This window comes from Glycomyces sambucus, assembly GCF_900102815.1.
GTDB classification, from domain to species: domain Bacteria; phylum Actinomycetota; class Actinomycetes; order Mycobacteriales; family Micromonosporaceae; genus Glycomyces; species Glycomyces sambucus.
Genome location: NZ_FNGF01000006.1, coordinates 56,583 through 72,603, shown reverse-complemented (window position 1 = coordinate 72,603; position 16,021 = coordinate 56,583). Strand labels below are relative to the sequence as shown.

19 protein-coding genes and 1 tRNA gene are annotated in these 16,021 nt (G+C 72.9%); 11 read left to right on the top strand and 9 right to left on the bottom strand.

Annotated elements, in window-relative coordinates; all coding sequences use genetic code 11:
* Nucleotides 1-90: 90 nt before the first annotated feature.
* From BLS99_RS18215 to BLS99_RS18205, 3 genes are read right to left on the bottom strand one after another with little or no spacing between them, the layout of a single operon-like run.
* Nucleotides 91-744, bottom strand: a complete 654-nt coding sequence (locus BLS99_RS18215; protein ID WP_091052884.1) for a response regulator — start codon at nt 742-744, stop codon at nt 91-93.
* Complete coding sequence (locus BLS99_RS18210; RefSeq protein WP_245712334.1) at nt 741-1,871, bottom strand: sensor histidine kinase; 1,131 nt, start codon at nt 1,869-1,871, stop codon at nt 741-743. Before BLS99_RS18210 ends, BLS99_RS18215 begins: the two co-directional genes overlap by 4 nt.
* Before the next feature lie 5 nt (nt 1,872-1,876).
* The gene (locus BLS99_RS18205; protein ID WP_091052881.1) at nt 1,877-2,545 is read right to left on the bottom strand and encodes a DUF2306 domain-containing protein; all 669 of its coding nucleotides are present in this window, start codon (nt 2,543-2,545) and stop codon (nt 1,877-1,879) included.
* Between the two features lie 133 nt (nt 2,546-2,678).
* Here BLS99_RS18205 and BLS99_RS18200 point away from each other — a divergent pair, with 133 nt between their 5' ends.
* Nucleotides 2,679-3,446, top strand: a complete 768-nt coding sequence (locus BLS99_RS18200; RefSeq protein WP_091052879.1) for a hypothetical protein — start codon at nt 2,679-2,681, stop codon at nt 3,444-3,446.
* Between the two features lie 33 nt (nt 3,447-3,479).
* Here the strand turns inward: BLS99_RS18200 and BLS99_RS18195 are convergent, their stop codons facing one another.
* Nucleotides 3,480-4,544 (bottom strand): hypothetical protein, encoded by a 1,065-nt coding sequence (locus BLS99_RS18195; RefSeq protein WP_091052876.1) that lies wholly within the window; start codon nt 4,542-4,544, stop codon nt 3,480-3,482.
* 171 nt (nt 4,545-4,715) lie between these two features.
* On the opposite strand from BLS99_RS18195, the gene BLS99_RS18190 reads away from it, so the two are divergent.
* From BLS99_RS18190 to BLS99_RS18175, 4 genes are all read left to right on the top strand, one after another.
* Entirely contained in the window at nt 4,716-5,207 is a 492-nt protein-coding gene (locus BLS99_RS18190) for a hypothetical protein (RefSeq protein WP_091052873.1), read from the top strand.
* Nucleotides 5,208-5,330: 123 nt separating this feature from the next.
* A tRNA-Pro gene (locus tag BLS99_RS18185) sits at nt 5,331-5,404 on the top strand.
* Nucleotides 5,405-5,698: 294 nt separating this feature from the next.
* Nucleotides 5,699-6,295, top strand: a complete 597-nt coding sequence (locus tag BLS99_RS18180) for a sigma-70 family RNA polymerase sigma factor (protein WP_218126663.1) — start codon at nt 5,699-5,701, stop codon at nt 6,293-6,295.
* Nucleotides 6,292-6,804, top strand: coding sequence for a hypothetical protein (locus tag BLS99_RS18175; RefSeq protein ID WP_091052871.1), 513 nt, complete (start codon nt 6,292-6,294; stop codon nt 6,802-6,804). The genes BLS99_RS18180 and BLS99_RS18175 overlap by 4 nt, the downstream gene beginning before the upstream one ends.
* Nucleotides 6,805-6,839: 35 nt before the next feature.
* Here the strand turns inward: BLS99_RS18175 and aac(3) are convergent, their stop codons facing one another.
* Nucleotides 6,840-7,652: an aminoglycoside 3-N-acetyltransferase gene (gene aac(3), locus BLS99_RS18170; protein WP_091052870.1), complete on the bottom strand. Its 813-nt coding sequence runs from the start codon at nt 7,650-7,652 to the stop codon at nt 6,840-6,842.
* A 48-nt stretch (nt 7,653-7,700) separates the two neighbouring features.
* A complete protein-coding gene (locus BLS99_RS18165) occupies nt 7,701-8,687 on the bottom strand; it encodes an AraC family transcriptional regulator (protein WP_091052869.1) in 987 nt (328 codons plus the stop codon).
* Nucleotides 8,688-8,759: 72 nt separating this feature from the next.
* On the opposite strand from BLS99_RS18165, the gene BLS99_RS18160 reads away from it, so the two are divergent.
* Both BLS99_RS18160 and BLS99_RS18155 read left to right on the top strand, forming a co-directional pair.
* Complete coding sequence (locus BLS99_RS18160) at nt 8,760-9,650, top strand: NAD(P)H-binding protein (protein ID WP_091052868.1); 891 nt, start codon at nt 8,760-8,762, stop codon at nt 9,648-9,650.
* A gap of 175 nt (nt 9,651-9,825) precedes the next feature.
* Entirely contained in the window at nt 9,826-10,305 is a 480-nt protein-coding gene (locus tag BLS99_RS18155) for an anthrone oxygenase family protein (protein WP_091052867.1), read from the top strand.
* Nucleotides 10,306-10,313: 8 nt separating this feature from the next.
* On the opposite strand, the gene BLS99_RS18150 is transcribed toward BLS99_RS18155, so the two are convergent.
* The 3 genes from BLS99_RS18150 to BLS99_RS18140 all read right to left on the bottom strand — a co-directional run bounded on the left by BLS99_RS18150 (nt 10,314) and on the right by BLS99_RS18140 (nt 12,490).
* Nucleotides 10,314-11,612, bottom strand: a complete 1,299-nt coding sequence (locus BLS99_RS18150; protein ID WP_091052866.1) for an RNA polymerase sigma factor — start codon at nt 11,610-11,612, stop codon at nt 10,314-10,316.
* Between the two features lie 13 nt (nt 11,613-11,625).
* A complete protein-coding gene (locus tag BLS99_RS18145; RefSeq protein WP_091052865.1) occupies nt 11,626-12,042 on the bottom strand; it encodes a YciI family protein in 417 nt (138 codons plus the stop codon).
* Nucleotides 12,043-12,121: 79 nt separating this feature from the next.
* Entirely contained in the window at nt 12,122-12,490 is a 369-nt protein-coding gene (locus BLS99_RS18140; RefSeq protein WP_091052864.1) for an iron chaperone, read from the bottom strand.
* 149 nt (nt 12,491-12,639) lie between these two features.
* Between BLS99_RS18140 and BLS99_RS18135 the strand changes: the two genes are divergently transcribed.
* The 4 genes from BLS99_RS18135 to BLS99_RS18120 all read left to right on the top strand — a co-directional run bounded on the left by BLS99_RS18135 (nt 12,640) and on the right by BLS99_RS18120 (nt 15,997).
* Nucleotides 12,640-13,434: a TetR/AcrR family transcriptional regulator gene (locus BLS99_RS18135; RefSeq protein WP_091052863.1), complete on the top strand. Its 795-nt coding sequence runs from the start codon at nt 12,640-12,642 to the stop codon at nt 13,432-13,434.
* Nucleotides 13,435-13,560: 126 nt separating this feature from the next.
* On the top strand, nt 13,561-14,214 hold the full coding sequence (locus BLS99_RS18130) for a DUF998 domain-containing protein (protein ID WP_218126647.1): 654 nt from the start codon (nt 13,561-13,563) through the stop codon (nt 14,212-14,214).
* A 184-nt stretch (nt 14,215-14,398) separates the two neighbouring features.
* Nucleotides 14,399-14,755 (top strand): YciI family protein, encoded by a 357-nt coding sequence (locus BLS99_RS18125; protein ID WP_091052861.1) that lies wholly within the window; start codon nt 14,399-14,401, stop codon nt 14,753-14,755.
* 3 nt (nt 14,756-14,758) lie between these two features.
* Nucleotides 14,759-15,997, top strand: a complete 1,239-nt coding sequence (locus BLS99_RS18120; RefSeq protein ID WP_091052860.1) for an RNA polymerase sigma factor — start codon at nt 14,759-14,761, stop codon at nt 15,995-15,997.
* Nucleotides 15,998-16,021 lie beyond the last annotated feature (24 nt).

Here is a 16,021-nt window from a genome sequence, read left to right as displayed (position 1 = left end):
GGACCCCGTCATGTCCGTATCCGTCCCGCGAACCCCTCCTGGGCCGACGCTCCCCGTCGACGACACCGCCCTCCACGTCCGCGACGGGCGCTAGTCCTCCCCGCGCACCCGCCCGGACTCGTACGCCCACATCGCCGCCTCCACCCGGTTGCGCAGGCCCAGCTTGGTGAGGATCCCGGCGATGTGGGTCTTGACGGTGCCGAGCGAGAGGTACAGGCGCTCGCCGATCTCGATGTTCGTCAGGCCGGTCGCGAGGAGGGCCAGCACGTCCTCCTCGCGCCCGGTCAGCGGCGAGACCGGCTGCCGCACTTTGCGGACGGGCTTGGAGAACTCGCCGAGGAGCCGCGCGGTGACCTGCGGCGAGATGAGCGCGTCGCCGTTCGCGGCGGCGCGCACGGCCTCGCCGATGAGCTGCGGGCCCGCCTCCTTCAGCAGGAACCCCTTGGCGCCGGCGCGCAGCGCGCCGTGCACGTACTCGTCGAGGTCGAACGTGGTGATGACGATGACCGCGACCGGTTCGGCGACCGCGGGGCCCGCGAGCATCTGGGTCGCGTCGATGCCGTTGAGGCCCGGCATGCGGATGTCGAGCAGCGCCACGTCGGGCCGCAGCCGCCGCGCCAGGCGCACCGCCGCGATCCCGTCGGCGGCCTCACCGACCACCTCCACGTCCGGCAGCGAAGCGAGCAGCAGGCAGAGGCCCGTGCGCACCGGCTCCTGGTCGTCGGCGACGATCACCCGGATCATGCCCTGCCCCCCAACGGCAGCGAGGCCCGCAGGGTCCAGCCGCCAGCCGGGTCCGGCCCGGCCGCGACCGCGCCGCCGAGCAGCGCCGCGCGCTCGGACATGCCCTGGAGCCCGTGGCCCCCGCCCTGGTCGCCCCTCGCGGGCGCCCCGTCGTCGCGGACCCGGACCCGCGCCTCGTCGTCGTCCACAGTGACCTCCACGTCGATCCCGGTGGCGCCGCGCGAATGCCGGCGCGCGTTCGTGACGCCCTCCTGCGCGATCCTGAACAGCGTCGTCGTGACCACGCTCGGCAGGTCGGCGGGCGCGTCGATCCTGACGGCCACCCGCGGCGGCCCCGGATCGGCGAGGCGGGCCAGCTCGTCCAGGCCCGCGGTCGGCGCGTAGTCGGCGGGCGCGCGGAGCGTGCGCACGAGCGAGCGCATGTCGGCGAGCACCGCCTGCGCCTCGGTCTCGATGACCCGCAGCGACTCCGCGACCCGCGCGGTGTCCTCCGGGTCCGCGCCCGCGACCTGCGCGCGGATCACGATGGCCGAGACGTGGTGCGCGACGGTGTCGTGCAGGTCGCGGGCCAGGGCCTCGCGCTCGCGGGCCCGGACCGAGTCGATGCGCCGCGCCCGCGACTCGACCCGCTCGCGCCGCAGCGCCCCGAGCAGGCAGGCGCCGCCCATGAACGCGACCCCGGCCGCGGTGTCCGCGATCGGGTCGCTGCCGAGGAAGCTGGAGGTCAGGAGCCCGGCCGCGACGATGCCCGCGCCGACGATCCGGTCCCGTCCCGAGCCCCACCGGAACAGCGCGTACGGCGCGGTGAGGAACACGAACGTCGTCACCAGGGCGTTCGGTTCGAACCCGGCCAGCCTGTGCGCCAACGCGAACGCCGAGGTCGCCGCCGTCATCGCCGCCACCGCGGGCAGCGGCCGCGTGCGCCGCCACAGCAGCACCGGCAGGATCGCGAGCGTCACGACCACGGTGACCAGCGGCCAGTCGAGGTCGGGCCGCACGAATCCCTCGAAGACCGAGACGGCCGCCACCGCGGTGAGCAGGGCGCCGTCGCGCGGGCGCGGGCCGTCGGCGCCGGCCGCGCGCGGGCGCGACCAGGCGGCGCCGATCCTGCGCGGCACGGTCCTCATGTCGGTCACACCGTGATCGTCGCAGGCCGCCGCGCGGCCCTGCGCCGCCGGGCGATGACCCATTCGGCGAAGAGCGCGTTGATGATCCACCCGGCGTCCATCTGGATGAGCCGGAACACCGCGTCCGGCTCGCCGAAGAGGAGCAGGGCGGGCCCGGAGGTGAGCACCTGCGTGCCCGCGCCCATCGCGAGCGCGTAGGCCCGGATCATCCACGAGCCGTGGGCGAAGTAGTCGCTTCGGACGATCGCGGCGATCCCGAGGGCGATGAACGCGAGCATGAGGCCGCCGACGACGTACCGCGAGAAGGCGACCGCGCCGGTGTCGGTCGGCGGCACGTCGTAGACCGCGGTCATCCACAGCCCGGTCGCGCCGACCGTGATCCCGGCGGGGACGAGCAGGTACCGCCCGGCGAAGCGGTGCCACCCGTTGTGCCTGCGGCGCAGGCCGGGCAGGAACTGGAACGCGCCGACGATCGAGTACACGAGGGCGCCGGCGATGTGCAGGACCACTGGCAGCGGCATCTGCATGAACCGGGCGTTCGCGTCGGTCTGCGTTGCGCCGGAGGCGATCTCGCCGATGCGGAACGCCCCGGCGATCGAGGGCACGAGGGCGAGGAGGATGAGGCCGGCCGCGATCGTCCATTCGCGACGGCGGCGGGGCTGGGGAGTGTCCATACCGCCATCGTCGGCGCCGGGCCCGGGGCGCGGCTTCGGCCATGTGGCCGGTTCCGGTCCCGCGGGTCTCTTGTTAGGTGATCCTAAATTCATGTAGGCTCAGCTAACTTCACACCCGACGGAAGGAGTCGCCATGCGCCCATCGGCGGCGGAGACGGCCCGCACGCTGGCGCGCGGCCGTCTGCACGGCCTCGTCCGCTTCGACGACGGGGCCGCGGTCACCGGCGTCCAGCACGCCACCGACCGGCTCGGGCGCCCGCTCCTGCTCGTCCCGGCGGGGGAGGAGCTCGCGGCGGTGCTCCGCGGGCGCGAGGCCCCGCGCGTGTCCCTCAGCGTCGACGACGTGCCGCCGCGCTTCGGCGCGCCGAGTCTCGGCCGCGTCCGCGTGGTCGGCGACCTCCTGCCGGTGCCCGAGGCCGAGCGCCGCGACGCCGTCCTCGAATACGCCCGCTCCAACGCCGACCCCGACCTGTTCGACGTTGTTGGTGGCGGAGTCGGCGGCGACGGCGTCGCGATCCACCGCATCGCCCCCGACCGCGTGACGCTCAACCGCGGCGGCACCACCGAGCTGGTCGACCTCGCCGCCTACGTCTCGGCCTCGCCCGACCCGATCCACGAGTGCGAGCAGGACCTCCTCGCGGACCTCGCCGACCACCACGCGCCGCAGATCGAGGGCTACCTGTGCCGCCTCCTCGGCGACGCGACCGCGTTCGCCGACCGGCCGCCGCAGGTCATGCGGCTCGACCGGTACGGCCTCGTGGTCGACCTCGGCGAGCGCGCCGGCGACCTCGGCCGCGGCCGCTGGGTCCGCCTGGAGTTCGCGCGGGCGGTCACCGGCCAGCACGACCTCGCGCACCTGCTCCACCCGATCCTGTGCTGCCACCACCGCGACGACGAGTAGGCGCCGGGCCCCGCGGACCCGGCGCCGCTTCCGCTAGTCGCAGTCCCAGGTGACGGCCTTGAGGACATGGTATCCGTACTCGTCCTCGCCCGCGAAGACCTGGCCGGCCAGCAGCTCCCCGTCCCCGCTCACGTCGGCGGCCATGTCGCCGAACCAGTTCGCGGCCGGGTCGACCAGGCCCGGCAGGTACGTGACCGTGCCGTCCCCGGTGGCGACCGCCGCCCTCGGGTCGACCGTGCCGGCGACCAGCCCGTCCTCGTTGATCCCCTCGGCGTAGCTGAGCTTCAGCACCTCGGCGGTGCCGTCCTCCAGGTTCCAGCGCACGGCGTTCTCCGAGTCCTGCGTGAGCAGGTAGCCCACCGCCCACTCGCCCGCGACGGCGTTCGGGTAGAACGCCACCACCGTCGCCGGGTCGACGCCCTCGGGCAGCGGCAGCTCCTCGCCGGAGCCGTCCGGGTGCCACACGTACGGCACGCTGGTGCCGGCGCCGTCGTCGTAGGACCCGACGATCGTCCCGTCCCCGTCGATCCCGCGCGCCCCGCCCTCGGTCGCGCCCTTCGGCAGCGGCAGCTCGACCGGCTCGACCTGCCCCGGCAGCCACTTCACCGGCACGATCGGGCCCTGGCCCGAGATGCCGACGATCACCCCGTCGTCGTTGACGCCGGTCGCGGCCCCGCCGTCGCTCGACGCGAGCTCCCGCAGCTGGCCGTCCTCGAACGCGTAGGGCCGCTGGACCCCGTCGACCCACCCGGCGCCGACCGCGAGGCCGTCCTCGTTCACATCGGTGAGGATCTGGTCCGCGCCGGGGATCGGCACGGGCGTGGCCTCGCCGTCCTCGTACAGGTACGGGTAGCGCTCGTCGCCCTCCAGCCCGGCCGGGTAGGCGCGGTAGGCGATGACCGAGCCCTCGGTGCTCATGCCCGTGACGACGCTGAAATACAGGCCCTTGGGCATCGGCAGCTCCTGGAGGACGCACGCCTCGCCCTCCGGGGCGGCCTGCGCGGCCTGCGGCAGCGCCGCCGCCGACGCCGCGAGCGCGACCAGCGCACTCCCGGCGATGAGCGCCCGCGGGCGCTTGAAACGTTGCGTGTTCGACACGGTGTCGTCCTTCCTTCGGATCTCCGGGGCGGTGGCCCCGGACCTCCCCAGTACGCGCGCCCGACATCGTTGCGTTGCAACGATTCTCCCGAAAATCTGACCACTCCCGCCCCTGCGGTTGCGGCGACCGGTCAGAATGCACTCGACCGATCCGCCCTGGGAGGAATCGACATGGCCCCCGTCCAGAAGAAGCCGCACCCGGTCCTCGTCGTGGTGCTCCTCGCGGTGGTCGCGGCGGTGCTCCTCGCGTTCCCGGTGGCGCTGTACGCGAACACCACCGCGCTGGTCGACGGCTACCGGGCGTCCCACGGCCAGGCCGGCGTCCCCGGCACCGCCGTGGTCGACAGCGTCTCCAACGCCCGCGGCGGCCAGGTCTGCACCGGCCTCTTCACCCCCGACGACGGGGGCACCCCCGTCGAGGCCCGCATCGAAGTGGTCGGCGGCTGCGAACCGGGCCAGGAAGTCCAGGCCCGCCTCATGGAGGGCCGCCCGTCCCCCTTCATCGGCTACGACGACCCCCGCGCCTGGGAGCCCGGCGCCGGCGACTGGGCGGCCTTCATCCCCCTCGTTGTGCTCTTCGGCCTCCTGAGCCTCCCCCTGCTCATCCTCCTCGCGATGATCGCGAAGCGCCTCCTCCGAGGCAAGGACGCGCCCGAACACTGACCGACCTCCACCCCAGGTCAAGCCCCGACAACCCACCCGCACCCCCGCCTACCGGCGTCAATACCGGGCAGCGGTATGGGGCGGAGGTGCTGTACCCTTGCTGAGGCCGCGTTGCGGCCGGTTCGGGACGTGGCGCAGCTTGGTAGCGCACTCGCTTTGGGAGTGAGGGGTCGCAGGTTCGAATCCTGTCGTCCCGACTTGGAACCAGTGGTCAGGAGGGCTTTCCGGAACTCAGGAAGCCCGACTGAACCGCTCTTCATTCGCCGGTCTGATCGACCGGGATCCCCGTGCGCTGGGCATCGATCGTGCTTGGGTGAGCGCCCTCGGTCGCGGTATCGGGACTTCCTGCTGTTTCGTTGCGCCTCTTCGCATCTCCCCGAACACCTCCTCTGATTCGTTCCCGGGACGATCAGGGTGCATGAGCGCGGTGGACCGGGTCCGGGTGGAAAGATCGCGGTGCGCTGCATCGCGGCGGTGGTGTCGTTTGTGTGATGGGCGCGATCGGTCTGATCGCGACGACATCCGAATCGAGGAACCTGATGACCGTGAGGTCGCAGTCACCGCCGCTGGGCATGCGCGATGCCGCGCGGGCGGTCGCCGAACCGTACGCCGACTTCGATGACTTCTACGCCGCGAACGTCGGGCCGATCACCGCGCAGATCCGCGCCTACGTCGGCGACCTGTCCGAAGCCGAGGACCTGGTCGCCGACGCCTTCGTCAAGGCGCTCGCGCGTTGGAAGACCATCAGCGCCTATGACAACCCCGCCACCTGGGTGCGGCGGGTCGCCTGGAACCTGGCGACCAACCGGCTGCGGCGCGGCGCGGTCCTGCGGCGGCTTCTGCAGCGGCAGCGGCCGGCGCACGTCCAAGGGCCCCAACCCGACCGGATCGACCTGGGCCAGGCGCTGGCCGGATTGAACGAGCGCCACCGCAAAGCGGTGATCCTCCACTACCTGGCCGACATGACGGCGGTGGAGATCGCCGAGCAGGAAGGGGTGGCCGCGGCGACCGTCCGCTCCTGGCTCACCCGGGGCAGAGCGGCGCTCGCCGAGCGCCTGAGCATCGACGCATTCGAGGAGCAGCAGTGAGCACTGACCGACGAGACCCCCTGCACGCCATGTTCCACCGGTACGCCGAGGCCACTGTCGCCGAGGCCGAGCCGCCCGGCCCGGGCCGGCTGCGGGTGCGGCTGCGCCGCCACCGGCAGATCCGCGCCGGCGCGGCCGGTGTGGCGGTCGCGGCCCTGGCCGTCCCCGCGAGCTGGGCGCTCCAGCACCTCGGCGGGGCCGAGTCGAGTCCCGGTCCCGCCGACGGCGGATCGACTGAAGTCTGCGCGCTCCCGTCGGGCGAGGTCCTCGTCTTCGAGAGCCCTACGGCAGGAACGGAAGCGCCGCCGACCGCCCCCGGGCTGCCCGCACCGTGCGAGATGCCGCTCCCGAGCGAGGCGCCCACACATTGGCCGGGCGATCCGCGCTACCACTGCTGGTCGGGCGAGCTTCCGAGTGCCGCACCGACCTACTGGCAGGGCGAGGAGGTCTCCTACTGCTGGATCGAAGTACCGGAGAGCGGGGAGGAGTCCTCGCCCGCAGGCGACTGACCTGAAGGGACACTGCGTGCGGCCGGACCCGGTGCTCAGCTCCGGGTTCCGTACCGCTCCTCCATCCACGCGACCGCGAACGGGACGATGTCCGCGGCGTCCACGAGGACGCTCGCGGCGTGCCCGACCTCGCCGCGGCGCCCGGCGCCGGTGGCGAGGTAGTCCTCCACGATGAGCCGGAAGTAGTCCTCGGGTGGGCCGGTCACGACCGGGTCGCCGGTGTCGAACTCCTCGACGGTGCGCCACTCGGTGCCGTGCGCGGTGGCGAACGGGTACTCGATGCGGATGCGGCGCTTGCCGGGCAGGTCGGCGAGGTGCTCGGCGTGGTGCAGCAGCGTCATGGTGTCGAGGGGCGCGCCGACCATGAGGACCCTGCCTCCGGCCGCGACCAGGCGCGCGAACGGGGAGTCCTCGCCGTAGCCGTAGTCGAGCGGGTGACCGGCGGTGAACTCCTCGGCGCCTGCGCCGAGTGCCGCCACGGAGGCGCCGGGGTTGCCGCTGCGGCGCACGCCGGGCCGGGTGCCGACGGCGGCGGCGAGGACGCCGTGGTCGCGGGCGGGCCGCGCGGTGGCGATGTCGAAGGGCGGCACGTGATCGCGCAGTTCCTCGCGGACCCGGCCGTCCTCGTCCCATACGTCGACGCTCAGCTCCCAGTCCTGGTAGCTCAGCAGGGTCCCGGCGGGGCCGACCGCATCGAGGACGGCGTCCACGAGCGCGTCGGGGCCTCCGAGGACCGGGCCGACGCGACCGAAGGCGGCGTGGGCCATGACGGCGTCGTCTTCGGCGAGGCCGAGGCGGCGCAGGTCGGCGGCGAGTGCCGCGCGGGTGAGGATCTGAGGTTCGCCCATGCTGCGATTCTCACCGATGGCTCCGGGCCGCGCTTACCGGGAGTGCCCTCAGGCGCCGTGGGGCGCTGTCAGTGAGGAGCGGCGGTCGGACGCCTCGGCCCGCTGCTCGTCGCGGTAGGTGCGCGGACTGCGGCCGTGCGCGCGCTTGAACGCCGTACTGAAGGTGAACGGGCTGCCGTAGCCGACGGTCTTGGCGACGGCAGTGACGGTGGCGTCGGGCTCGACCATGAGGTCGGCGGCGAGCGACATCCGCCAGCGGGTCAGGAACGTCATCGGCGGCTCGCCCACGAGCTCCTGGAAGCGCCGGGCGAGCTGCGCCCGCGACACCCGGGCCGCGGCGGCGAGTTCGGCGACCGTCCACGGGTGCCCCGGATCGTCCTGCATGCGCCGGATCACCGGGCCGACGACCTCGTCGGACTCGGCGGTGAACCAGGCGGGCACGGTGACCGCGCCGCCCGCGAAGGCCGCCCGCAGGGCACCGACGAGGAGGAGGTCGAGCAGCCGGTCGAGCACGACCTGCTGGCCCGGTTCCGCCCTGACGGCCTCGTCCGCGAGCAGCGCGATGAGCGGGGACTCCCAGTCGGTCGACCGCAGCACCACGATCGGCGGGAGCGCGTCGAGCAGCCAGCGGCTCACCTCGCCGTCGGTCTGGTAGCTCCCCACGAGCATGACGTCGGGTCTGACGGCCGAAGTGCCCCACGTCCGCACGCCCAGCGACATGCTCTCGAAGATCCTGGTCCCGTCGAGGGTCCGGCAGTGCCCGCCGCGGCCGATGACGACGGTCGGCTCGCGCGCGGGGTCGTCGGTGAGGACGTAGTGCTCCGTTCCGCGGGCGATGACGACGTCGCCCGCGGTGAGGGGGACCGGCACCGATGATCCGTTGTGGACGATCCACATGCGACCGTGGGTGATGGCGACGATGCTGATCGGGGCGTCGTCCTCGATGCGCATCGACCACGGCGAGTCGAGGACGACCTTGAGGACGAAGGCGGACCGGGCGCGAGGGCCGTCGAGGAACTGCGAGAGCACATCCACTCCCCGATCGTAGACGCAGAGAGAGGTATCTGAGCGATTCACCTATGGAGATGCTCACCGGCCCCGCGCAGGATGGTGAGCATGAACCACGACACCACCGCAAGCCCCCGCTACCTGGTCATCGGCGCGAACGGCAAGACCGGGCGCCGCGTTTCCGCGCGGCTCACCGCTGCCGGACACGCCGTGCGCGCCGTCTCGCGCTCGACCGCCCCGGCCTTCGACTGGTACGACGCGGCGACCTGGTCCGCGGCGCTCGCCGGCATGGACCGGGTCTACATCACGTTCCAGCCCGACATCGCCGTCCCCGCCGCTGCGGGGATCATCGAGGCGTTCGGCCGCGCGGCCGCCGCGCACGGGGTCGAGCGGCTGGTGCTGCTCTCCGGTCGCGGCGAGCCCGAAGCCGAAGCGTGCGAGCGGGTCCTGTTCGCGTCCGGTGTGGACACCGCGGTCGTGCGGTGCAGCTTCTTCGCGCAGAACTTCAGCGAGGACTTCCTCGCCGGGCCCGTGCACGACGGCGTCATCGCCCTCCCCGCGGGCGACGTGCGCGAACCGGTCCTCGACGCCGAGGACATCGCCGAGGTCGCCGTGAAGGCGCTGACCGAGGACGGCCGCACCGGGCACGTGTTCGAGCTGACCGGGCCGCGGCTGATGACGTTCGGCGACATGGCCGCGGACCTCGGCGCCGCCACCGGCCGGGAGATCGTCTACCTCCAGGTCACGCCCGAGGAGTACGCCGCGGGCGCCGTGGAGGCGGGGATGTCGGCCGACGACGCCGAGATGCTCGCCGGCTTGTTCACGAACATCTTCGACGGCCGCAACGCGTCGCTGACCGACGGTGTCGCCGACGTCCTCGGCCGCCCGGCGCGCGACTTCGCCGACTTCGCCGCGGCCGCTGCGGCGGCAGGTGCCTGGCCTACCGCTTCGGCTGAGACGACGACGTCGAACGAGACGACGGCTGCCTGAAACGACAGAGCTGCCTGAAACGACGGCGCCGACCGGAACGACAGCCGCGACGCGCTGACCAGCGACCGCACCGATCCCGCGGCGGCCCCCCGAGGGGCCGCCGCCCCGAACCCCGCCACCCTGAACCCCCGCCACCCTGAACCTTCGCCACCACTGACCTAAGGAACCTCCGCTCATGCCCACCATCGTCCTGGCGTCCGCCCTCGTCATCAACGCGCTCATGGCCGGCCTCTACTTCGGCTTCTCCACGTCGGTCATGCCGGGCCTCGCGCGCACCGACCCCCGCAGCTACGTCACCGCGATGCAGCGGATCGACGAGTCCATCGAGAACCCCCGGTTCCTCGCCGCGTTCACCGGTGCGCTGGTCCTGCCGATCGTCGCCGTCTTCCTGCACTTCGGGAGCGACGGCGGGGGCCGGCTGCCGTGGATCGTCCTCGGCGCGGTGCTCTACGGAGCGACGGTCGTCATCACCGGAGCGGTCAACCTGCCGCTCAACCGGCGGCTGCGCACCGCCGGAGCGGTCACCGACCAGAACGCGCCCGCGATCCGCGCGGCGTACCACGACCGGTGGACCCGGTTCAACACCGCGCGCACCGCGCTTTGCACGGCCGCCGTCATCGCCCTGACGGTCGCGCTCGCGCAGCCGCTCGCCTGAGTCCGGGTTCACGCCCGCTCTTCGTGGGCCTCCGGCGCGGCGTGTGCCGAGCCCCGGCGCGCGCGGTCTTCCGCCGCGAGGGCCAGACCCTCGAGCACCTCTCGCTCGGCCTCGTTGGCGCACAACTCGACCGCACGCAGGTACGATTCGCAGGCGGCCGAGAAACGGCCGAGGCGTTCCAGGAGCCCTGCGCGGACGGCGAACAGCAGATGCGTCCGCTCCAGCGACCCGGAGTCGACGAGTCCGTCGATGATCCGCAGCCCCGCTTCGGGACCCGACGCCATCGACACCGCGGCGGCGCGGTTGAGGTCGACCACCGGCGAGGGCGCGAGGTCTCCGAGGGCCTCGTAGAGCGCGACGATCCGGTCCCAGTCCGTCTCGGCGACGGACGGGGCGACCGCGTGGCACTCGGCGATGGCGGCCTGCAGCCCGTACACGCCGAGCCCCCGCCCGGCCGATCGCGCGCGGTCGAGCGCGGCCCGGCCCCGCCGGATCGCCGCGGCGTCCCACCGCCCCCGGTCCTGGTCTTCGAGCAGTACCGGGCGTCCTCGGGAGTCGGTCCTCGCGGGGAACCGCGCCGCCGTCAGCTCCATGAGCGCGAGCAGGCCGGACACCTCGGGTGCGGGATCGATCTGGATCAGGCCGCGGACCAGCCGCAGCGCCTCGTCCGCGAGATCGGTCCGGATCCACTCGCGCCCGTGCGAGGCCGAGGACCCTTCGGTGAAGACGAGGTAGAGGACGTTCAGGACCGAGCCCAGCCGTGCCGGGCGCTCCTCGGGCGGCGGCACGGCGAACGGGATCTTCGCGGCGGCGATCGCCTTCTTCGCGCGGGTGATGCGGGCCTGCACGGTCGGGACCGGCAGCAGCAGCGCGGTCGCGATCTCGTCGGTCGTGAGGCCGCCGACGACCCGCAGCGTGAGGACCACCCGCGATTCCTTGGCGAGGATCGGGTGGCATGCGGTGAAGATCAGCGCGAGCCTGTCGTCGTCGATCGCCTCCGGGTCGAAGAGCGCGTCCGCTCCCGGGCCGGCGTCTTCGAGCTCCTGTGCGAGCATCGCGTAGCGCTCGTCGGCCGCGGCGCGGCGGCGGAACGCGTCGATGGCCCGCCTGCGGCCCACGGCCGTCAACCAGCCCACCGGTTTGTCGGGGATGCCGGCGGTCGCCCAGCTCACCAGCGCCTCGGCGAGTGCCTCCTGGGCGACGTCCTCCGCGAGCGCGAAGTCCCGGGTGTAGCGCGCGAGCGCGCCGACGATCCGCGCGGACTCGGTCCGCCAGACGGCTTCGACGGCGCGCCTCGACTCGCTCATGCCCCGGCCCCGCTCAGAGCTGCCCGGTGGCCTCGCGCCATGCGTGCTCCTTCCGGACCCACTCGTTGTCCTGCGGCAGTTCGTCGATCCGGGTCACGCGCCTGATCTCCACCCGGGTGTGGCGCGAGTACGGCATCCGCCTGGCCCACTCCACTGCCTCCTCTCTGGACGAGACGTCGAGGATGTAGAAGCCACTGAACAGCTCTTTCGTCTCGCCGTAAGGTCCGTCGGACACGATGGGCGCCTCTTCGGTGAAGTCGACGACGACGCTCTCGGCGGGGTCGAGCCCCTCTGCGGCCAGCAGCACGCCGGCGCGGATCAGCTCCTGGTTGTAGGCGCCGATGGTGGCGATGATCGTGTCGAAGTCCGTCTCGCCGGGCTGCTCGAACGCGGTGTCGGTAGGCCGGATGACCAGCATGTACTTGCTCATGATGCTCCTTGGATCGCGGGGTTGCGGGGCCGGGCGAGGGGGCGCGCCTGCACCCTTCGCGGCCGGCCCGGAAGGGTGGTCAGGTCGCTTCGGCCCGGCGCGTGTTCTCGCCCGCGCGCCACTTCGCCATCCTGGCGATGAGCTCGACCGGGATCGGCGTCCCGTGGGGCACCTGGAACTGGCTCTTGGAGGTCTTGTACCCGCCCAGCTCGCCTTGGAAGTGCTCGATGGTCTCGGGCACGGACGAGACGGCGAGGTGCTTCGTGTACGCGGAGAAGTAGAGCACCGGTCCGTGGAGGCGGAACGCGGGGATCGAGTAGCTGATGACCTCCTCCGCCTCGGGGACCGCCGCCCGGATCGCTTCTCGGACGGTCGTGAGGGCCCGCTGGACGTCGGGAGGGAACGCGGCGATGTACTCGTCCACGGTCGCGTACTGGGTCTTGGCCATTGCCTGGAGTCCTTTCACTGGTCCGGCGCGGGGCCGCCGCGGTCGGCCTGCTTCACCGACGGCGATCGACGCAATCAGTGAATGTGATTTACAGTATATGCTGTTCACTGTATCGGCAAGGGCGGAACGAAGCGAGCGGGAGGGCACGGATGGGCGAACGGCGACCCCCGGAGGAGGTCCCCGTCAGCACCACGGTCCAGCGCCTCTGGCGCCGCCGGCCCGCGCCCCGGCGCGGCCCGAAGGCGGCCTTGACCTTGGACCGGATCGTCGAGGCGGCCATCGCGATCGCCGGACAGGGGGGCCTTGCGGGGGTCTCGATGGCGCGGCTCGCCGCGGCCCTGGACGTCTCTCCCGCGGCGCTGTACCGCCACATCGACGGCAAGGACGAGCTCCACGTCCTCATGTGCGATGCGATGGCGGCCCGGCTGCCCGACGTTCCCGAGGGCCTGGACTGGCGGGACGGCCTGGAGTGGTGGACCCGCGCCCAGATCGAACTCGCCCTGGCCGAACCGTGGATGCTCGATCTGCCGCTCGCCTCCGCGCCCTCCGGGCCGCACCGCATCCGTTGGCTCGACCAGGCGCTGGGCGCCATGTCCGGACTCGACCTGGCGCCCGCCGTGAAACTGCGGATCACCGGGCTGCTCGCCCAGCACGTCCTCGGCGAGGCCCGCGTGCAGATCGAGATCGAGCGGGTCACCGCGGCCGCCGAGCGGGCCGACGGGGACGGGGGCGCCGCGCAGGGCGATGCCGCGTCGCCCTACGCGGGGTTCGAGGCGCTGCTGGCCGGTTTCGCCGACCCGGACGACTACCCGGGGCTGTTCTCGGCGTTCGCGGGGGCGAGCGCGGCCGGGAGCGGCGACGAGGAGGCCGCCCACGAGGCGTTCGGGATCGCGGTGCTGCTCGACGGCATCGCGGCCTACATCGCCCGATCCGGCGGGAGCTGAGGGCTCCGGGCCCTGCCGACCGGCGGCTCGAAAAAAGTCGACCGGCGGCTGTCGATTTCCGTCGGCGCGGTTCGACCTCTGTGCGAAGCGGCCCGATCCGGCCGCGACCTGATGAGAGGAACGCACATGTCCACGTCACTCGAAACGTCCCCGACCGGCACGCACGCCGCCCGCACGACGCGAGCGCTCCTTGCGGCGCTCGCCGTCTCGGCTCCCCTGTGGATCGTCGTGTCGCTCGCGCAGGCGTTCACCCAGCCGGGGTTCGACCTCGCCCGCCATCCGATCAGCATGCTCTCGGTCGGCCCGCTGGGCTGGCTCCAGATCACCAACTTCATCGTTGCCGGCTCCCTGGCCGTCGCGGGCGCGATCGGCCTGCGGCGCGCCGTTCCGAGCCGCTGGGCGCCGCGCCTGATCGCCGTCTACGGTGTCGGCTACGTCCTGTCCGGAGTGTTCGTGATGGAACCGGGCGCCGGCTTCCCCGAGGGCACGCCGATGGAGACGTCCGGCACGCTCGCCTGGCACACCGTCGTGCATCTCCTGGTGGGGATGGTCGCCTTCATCGCGCTCACCGCCGCGCTGTTCGTGCTGGCGCGGGCCTTCGCCTGGCGGGGCGAGAAGTCCTGGGCGTGGGCTGCCCGCATCGGCGCGATCGCGGTGATCGCCGGGAACGCGCTCTCGTCCGCGCAGCTCTTCGCGCCTTCGCTCGACCTGGCCATCGGCGTCATGACCGGCATGGTCGTCCTGTCGCTGATCGCCGCGAAGCTGCGCCGCGAGGCGTGACCGGCGGCGCGGTGTCCCGCAGCGCGGAAAGCGCCGCGGGACACCGCGCCGCCATGAGGCCGTCAGGGAACGGAGCCGCCCGCCGCACCGGAGGTTTTTCGCCGCGGTTGTCGATCCCGGGGCGGTGCCGTTCGTCGTTGGGGAGAGGGTCCAGTCAGGGCCCCTGAAGTGATGGGATGGGCAGATGGCGAAGTACATGATCCTGATCTACGGCGACGACCGGCAGTGGCAGGAGATGACCGACGAGCAGCGCAAGGCCCATGCCGTCGCGCACGACGCGTTCACCGCGAAGGCCGGTGAGGCGATCCTCGGCGGTGAGGAGCTGGAGCCCGCGGCGGTGGCGACCTCCCTGCGGTCGGGCGCGTCAGAGCGGGTGACGATCACCGACGGGCCCTTCCTGGAGACCAAGGAGGTCCTGGGCGGGTTCTACCTGCTGGAGGCCGCCGACATCGACGCGGTCACGGCGCTGGCGTCGCTGCTGCCGGAGGTGCGGCAGGGCCACAGCGGCGTGGAGATCCGACCGGTCGTCGACCACGGATAGCGGGTGGACGACGACGTCAACGCGGCGGTGGCGCTGGCCCACCGCCGCGACTGGGCCCAGGTCCTCGCCACCACCGCGCAGCTCACCCGGGATCTGGACCTGGCCGAGGAATGCACCCAGGACGCGTTCGCGCAGGCGCTCCAGACGTGGCCGCGCGACGGCGTTCCGGCGCGGCCCGGGGCGTGGCTGACCACGATCGCGCGGAACCGGGCCCGCGACGTGCTGCGGCGCGAATCGGCCTTCCGCCGCTCGATGCCGCTGCTCGTCGGCGACACCGCGGTGCCCGGTCCCGAGGACGCGCTGGACGACGACCGGCTGCGGCTGGTGTTCACCTGCTGCCACCCCGCCCTCGCCCCGGAAGCGCAGATCGCGCTCACCCTGCGGCTGGTCTGCGGGCTGTCCACAGCCGAAGTGGCCCATACGTTCCTGGTCCCGGAACCGACCATGGCCGCGCGGATCACCCGGGCCAAGAAGAAGATCCTCAAGGCGCGCATCCCCTACCGCGTCCCCGCCCCCGAGCACCTCGACGAACGCGTCGACGCCGTCCTGGAGGTCGTCTACCTCATCTTCACCACCGGCCACACCGCACCGTTCGGCGCCCACCTGGTCCGCGGCGACCTCACCGCGAGCGCGATCCGCCTGGCCCGCATGCTGCACCTCCTCATGCCCGCCGACGCCGCGATCAGCGGCCTGCTCGCCCTCATGCTGCTCATCGGCGCCCGATCGGCCACCCGGTTCTCGCCCGAGGGCCGATTGCTGCTCCTGTCCGAACAGGACCGCACCCGCTGGAACACCCGGGCCATCAACGAAGGCGCCGCCCTGCTCACCGACGCCCTGTCGCGCCGGCCGCCCACGCGCTACGCCGTCGAGGCCGCGATCGCCGCCGTCCATGCCGAGGCGCCGACCTGGGAGGACACCGACTGGTCCGAGATCGTCGGCCTGTACGACACCCTGCTGCGGCTGCGACCCTCCCCTGTGGCCGCGCTCAACCGCGCCGTCGCGATCGGGCTGCGCGACGGACCCGCGGCCGGCCTGAGCGCACTCGCACCGCTGGAGGCCGAACCGGCGCTGGCCGCCTACGGGTACCTCAGCGCCGCCCGCGCCGACTTCCTCCGCGGGCTCCGCCGGTGGAACGAGGCCGCCCTCGCCTACGAGGAGGCGATCGCCCTCACCGGCAACGACGTCGAACGCTCCTTTCTCGACGGACGCCTCACCGAGGTCAAGGCTCATCTGAAGGACTGAGCGCGTCCGGGATCCAGCGCGGTT